Source organism: Streptomyces boluensis (assembly GCF_009908195.1).
GTDB lineage: Bacteria > Actinomycetota > Actinomycetes > Streptomycetales > Streptomycetaceae > Streptomyces > Streptomyces boluensis.
Genome location: NZ_JAAAHS010000471.1, coordinates 1 through 5,209, shown reverse-complemented (window position 1 = coordinate 5,209; position 5,209 = coordinate 1). Strand labels below are relative to the sequence as shown.

5 protein-coding genes are annotated in these 5,209 nt (G+C 73.7%); 3 read left to right on the top strand and 2 right to left on the bottom strand.

Annotated elements, in window-relative coordinates; all coding sequences use genetic code 11:
* Positions 1 to 144 precede the first annotated feature (144 nt).
* From GUY60_RS33970 to GUY60_RS33960, 3 genes are all read left to right on the top strand, one after another.
* Entirely contained in the window at positions 145 to 786 is a 642-nt protein-coding gene (locus GUY60_RS33970; RefSeq protein WP_161704948.1) for a metal-dependent phosphohydrolase, read from the top strand.
* Between the two features lie 54 nt (positions 787 to 840).
* Positions 841 to 1,647 carry an SDR family oxidoreductase gene (locus GUY60_RS33965; RefSeq protein WP_161704946.1) on the top strand — a complete coding sequence of 269 codons (807 nt, stop codon included), beginning with the start codon at positions 841 to 843 and terminating at the stop codon, positions 1,645 to 1,647.
* A gap of 150 nt (positions 1,648 to 1,797) precedes the next feature.
* A complete protein-coding gene (locus tag GUY60_RS33960; RefSeq protein WP_161704944.1) occupies positions 1,798 to 2,694 on the top strand; it encodes an NAD(P)-dependent oxidoreductase in 897 nt (298 codons plus the stop codon).
* Between the two features lie 41 nt (positions 2,695 to 2,735).
* Here the strand turns inward: GUY60_RS33960 and GUY60_RS33955 are convergent, their stop codons facing one another.
* Together GUY60_RS33955 and GUY60_RS33950 are read right to left on the bottom strand one after the other, a co-directional pair.
* Complete coding sequence (locus GUY60_RS33955) at positions 2,736 to 4,220, bottom strand: SDR family NAD(P)-dependent oxidoreductase (RefSeq protein ID WP_161704942.1); 1,485 nt, start codon at positions 4,218 to 4,220, stop codon at positions 2,736 to 2,738.
* A 169-nt stretch (positions 4,221 to 4,389) separates the two neighbouring features.
* Positions 4,390 to 5,209 (bottom strand): WS/DGAT domain-containing protein (locus tag GUY60_RS33950; protein WP_161704940.1); only part of this gene is annotated, 820 nt, incomplete at its 5' end.

Genomic DNA, 5,209 nt, shown 5'->3' with positions numbered 1-5,209 from the left:
GGCGCGGTTCGGGCGCGGGTGGTGCGCGGTTCGGGCGCGGGTGGTGCGCGAGGTTAACGCCGCGTTGGTTGCGCCGTCAGCCGGCCATGCTGTGCTGCTCCTCACCGGCACCGAGCCCGGAGGGAGCCGCGCATGGAGCCTTGGATGGCGCCACAGAGGGCGCCGCGGACCGTCGACGAGCTGATGGAACTCCTGTACTCCGGCCAGGGCGCACAGCGCGCCCCCGACCGGCCCGAACACCCCGGCCACCTCGACCCGCCCGACCTGCACCAGCACGCCCTGCAGATCGCCGCGCTGCTGCGCCGCTCCCGGCCCAGCGACAAGGAGTTGCAGGTCGCGGGCCTGGTGCAGGACATCGGGCTGCTGCTCCACCCGGACGGCTCGCGCGCCTCGGTGACCGACGACGCCGCGACCCGTACGGATGCCGTCGCCGACTGCATACAGCTGCTGCTCGGCGGGCGGGTCGCGCGGCTCGTACGGCTGCACACGCCCGCCGAGCGGTTCCTCGCCACGCGGGAGCCGGGCCGGGAACTCTCCCCCTGGGCCTCGCGCACCGCCGGGGCGCGAGGCCGGGTCATGGCGGCGGCGGAGGCCGAAGCGTTCGCCCGTGACCCGCTGGCCGAGGACGCGGTGACGCTGCGCCAGGCCGCCGAGGCCGCTCTCGTGCCGGGTCTCGACGCGGGGGTCCTAGAGGACTGGCGGCCCGTGCTCGCCCTGGTGGCGGCGGACCGCGCGGCGCCCCCGCCGAGGCCGGCGCCGGGGCGTGCGTATCCGGTGCGGCACTGATCCGTTCACGCCGTCGGGGTTCTCCCTGACGGACCGTCATGAGACGGTGCGCACATGGCTGTTCAGGGTGAGCTCGCGGGGCGGGTCGCGCTCGTCACCGGTGCTTCGCGGGGCATCGGGCTCGCCGTGGCGGAGGCGCTCGGCGGGGCCGGTGCGGCGGTGTGTGTCACGGCGCGGGACCCGGAGGGCGTGGACCGGGCGGTCGCGGGGCTGCGGGACGGCGGGGTGCGGGCGATCGGGGTCGCGGGGTCCGTCGCGGACCCCGCCCACCTGCGGGAGTGCGTCGCGGGCACGGTGCGCGCGTTCGGCCGCCTCGACGTACTGGTCAACAACGCCGCGACCAACGAACCGCGCGGCCCCCTGATGGACATCGACCCCGAGCGGTGGCGGGCGGCGTTCGCGGTAAATGTGGAAGCACCGCTGCGGCTCGTACGGGAGGCCTGGCGGGCCGGGATGCGGGAGCACGGCGGCTGCGTCGTGAACGTCTGCACGGAGGCCGCCACCCATGTCGCCCCGCACCTGGGCGCGTACACCACCAGCAAGGCCGCGCTGCTCCACCTGACCCGTCAACTCGCCGGTGAACTGGGCCCGTTGGTGCGGGTGAACGCGGTCTCGCCCGGTCTCGTGCGTACCGAGATGGCGCGCTTCGCCTGGTCCGGAGGGTCCGGGGAGGCAGGGTCCGGGGACGCCGGAGGGTCCGGGGAGGAGCGCGCGGCGGGGCTGCCGCTCGGCCGGATCGGGGAGCCCGCCGACGTGGCGCGGGCGGTGCTGTGGCTGGTGTCCGACGCCGCCCAGTGGGTCACGGGTACCGACCTGGTGGTGGACGGCGGCACGGGCGTGCGCCGCGCGCAGGTCCCGTAACTCCCCTCCCTCGCTTACCTGTTGGTGCGTGCCCACCTTTTTGTGCGTACTTGTCGGGGGTCGGTGGTGGCGGTGAGGCTGGCTGTGCCGGGAGTCGCCCGGCACCCCACTGATCCTCCGATCCTCTGATCCTCGAAGACAGGAGCTGCTGTGAGCAGTCATGAACCGGTGACCGTGATCGGCCTCGGCGTGATGGGGCAGGCGCTCGCCGGCGCCCTGCTCGCCGTCGGTCACCCCACCACCGTGTGGAACCGCACGGCCGCCAAGGGCGACGCGCTGGTCGAGGCGGGCGCCGTACGGGCCGCGAGTGTCGCCGACGCGGTGGCCGCGAGCCCGCTCGTCGTGCTCTGCACCCTGGACTACCCCACCGTGCGCGGCACCCTCGAACCGGCCGTCGGGCAGTTGCGCGGCCGTACCGTCGTCAACCTCACCAACGGCAGCCCCGCGCAGGCCGACGAGATGGCCGCGTGGGTGACCGGGCACGGCGCGGAGTATGTGGACGGCGGCATCATGGCCGTACCGCCGACCATCGCCACCGACGAGGCGTTCCTCCTGTACAGCGGCCCGGAACGGGTGTTCGCGGCGCACCGCGAGACGTTGGAGGTGTTCGGGGAGGCGCGGTACGTGGGCGCGGAGATCGGTCTCGCCTCGCTGTACGACCTGGCGCTCCTGGACGGCATGGGCTTCCTGTTCGACGGCTTCCACCACTCGGTGGCGATGGCGCTGTCCCACGAGGGCGCCGGAGCCGAGGAGTTCACCGGACTGCTTGTGCGCTGGCTTGCGAACATGGCGAAGCTGCTGCCCGCGCTCGCCGCGGACATCGACGCCGACCGCGCGGACGGCACCGCACCGCAGTACACCCAGGGCCTGGACGTGCAGTTGGCCGGGCAGGTCAACATCCTGCGGGCGGCGCGGGACGCCGGGGTCGTCGACACCGTCGGCCTTGAGCACGGCAAGGCCAAGCTCGAGGCGCTGATCGCCTCGGGCCTGACGGAGTGGAGCTCCCCGGTGTCCGTACGGCAGTTGCGGGCGGGCCCGGGGAACTGAGCCGAGCACGCCCGCCCCGGACGCCAACTACCCTGCGGGAACTACCACTTGGAGACGGCGTAGTCCTTCAGGAAGACGCCGTACAGGTCCTCGCCCGACTCGCCGCGCACCACCGGGTCGTACACCCGGGCGGCGCCGTCGATCAGGTCGAGGGGGGCGTGGAAGCCCTCGTCGGCGAGGCGCAGCTTGTCGTAGTGCGGGCGCTCGTCGGTGATCCAGCCGGTGTCCACGGAGGTCATCAGGATCTGGTCGGCCTGGAACATCTCCTGGCCGCTGGTCCGCGTCACCATGTTCATCGCTGCCTTCGCCGCGTTGGTGTTGGGGTGCCCGGCGCCCTTGTAGCCGCGGCTGAACACGCCCTCCATCGCGGAGACGTTGACGACGTACGCACGGCCGCTGGACGCGCGCCTGGCGGCCTCGGCCATCGCCGGGCGGAGCTTGCTGATGAGGATGAACGGCGCGGTGTAGTTGCAGAGTTGGGTTTCGAGGAGCTCCACCGGGGAGATCTGCTCGATGGTCTGCACCCAGGTGTTGGTGTCGACGACGTCCGGGACGAGGCCGCCCGCGTCGATCGCGGTGCCGTCGCGGTGCCGGACGACGCTGGCGTTGCCCGCGACCAGGGCGAGGTCGGCCACCTGCTGGGCCTCGAGTCCGCTGGTGCCGAGCGGCAGCGCGGCCAGGCCGTCGACGGCGCCGGAGTTGAACGCGCCGATGACCTGGACGGCGGGCAGCTCACCGGCCGGCAGCGGTGCGCTCTCGCCGTCGACCAGGGCGGCGTACGCGGAGGGCAGCCTGCGCACCGTCTGGGTGGCGTTGTTGATCAGGATGTCGAGGGGTCCCTGCTCGGCGACCTGGTCGGCGAGGGCCACGGCCTGCGCCGGGTCGCGCAGGTCGATGCCGACGACCTCCAGGCGGTGCATCCAGTCCGCCGAGTCGTCCATGGCCTTGAAGCGGCGGATGGCGTCCTTCGGGAACCGGGTGGTGATCGTGGTGTGCGCGCCGTCGCGAAGGAGGCGCAGCGCGATGTACATGCCGATCTTGGCGCGGCCACCGGTGAGCAGGGCGCGCTTGCCGCTGAGGTCGGCGCGGGCGTCGCGGCGGGCGCGGTTCTCGGCGGCGCACTCCTGGCAGAGCTGGTGGTAGAAGGAGTCGACCTCCACGTACCGCGTCTTGCAGATGTAGCAGGAGCGGGGGCGCTGGAGTATCCCGGCGATCTCCCCGACCGTCGACGAGGAAGGCAGCAGGCCCTGCGTCTCGTCGTCGATGCGCTCGGCGGAGCCGGTGGCAGTGGCCTCGGTGACGGACTTGTCGTGCGCGGTCTTGGCGGCCCGGCGCTCCTGGCGGCGGCGCTGCTTCACGGTGCGGTAGATGCCCGCGGTGGCCCGGCGCACGGCGATCGCGTCGGGGTGGTCGACCTCCAGCTTGTCGAGCTCGTCGAGCACGCCGAGGCAGACGGCCAGGCGCTCCGGGTCGATCCCCGGTCCGTACGTCTGGCTGCTGTCCGCCGCCTCAGGGGCAACCGTCATCGCCGTGTCCTCGTGCTCACTCGGGCCCCACGCGCGCGTGCGTGGGGTCGCGGGAAGTTTCCAAAGAGGGAATTTTACGTAAGCACGGCACCGGAATCCAAACCGCGTGGGGGCAGGTGGGAGCTACTTCACGTTTCCCGCGCCTGCGTTGTCGTACGCGGTCCGGCCGTCAGGCCCCCGCCGCCTCCCCCAGTACGGCGATCTCCGTGCGCAGCGCATCCGCGAGCCGGTCCAGGTCGGGGACGGCCTCCGCGTCGGCGACCAGGCCGTAGTGGACGCGGCCGCGGTACGTGGAGACGGCGACGGCGAGGGACTGGCCCTGGGCGAGCGGGGCGAAGGGGTAGACGGCGGTGAGGGGGCAGCCGGCCAGGCGCAGGCCGAGTGACGGCAGCGGGACGCTGGTGACGAGGATGTCGAAGAGGAGCCGGGCGGCCTGGGCTACGACAGGGCCGCCGAGCCGGTGGCCGAGGGGCGGCACATGGTCGGCGAGCAGGGCGACGGCGCCCGCGCCGCGCTGCGGGCCCGCCTCCTTGTTGCGGTCCATCGCCGCGCGGACGGTACGCAGCCGCTCCAGCGGGTCGGGTTCCGCGACGGGCAGCCGCAGCAGGTAGCCGGAGAGCCGGTTGCCCGCGGGTCTGGCGTCGCGCGGGCGGCGCCGGGACACGGGGATGAGGGCCCGCGGGCGTACGCCGTCGCCGGATTCGCCGCGCTCGGTGAGCCAGCGGCGCAGGGCGCCCGCGACCGCCGCGATCAGGACGTCGTTGACGGTGCCGCCCGCCTGCTTGCGGATGCGGTGCACGTCGTCGAGGTCGATGACGACCCCGGCGGTACGGCGCGTTCCGGTGCCGTTCGCGGTGAGGGCGGGGGCGGCGCCGCGCAGGCCCCAGGTGGCGCGGGCCACGGACGCGCCGATGTCGAGGGCCTGGCCGACCTCGCCGACCCGGCGGCGGACCACGTCGAGGGCGCCGGGCAGGTCCGCGAGGGTGGGC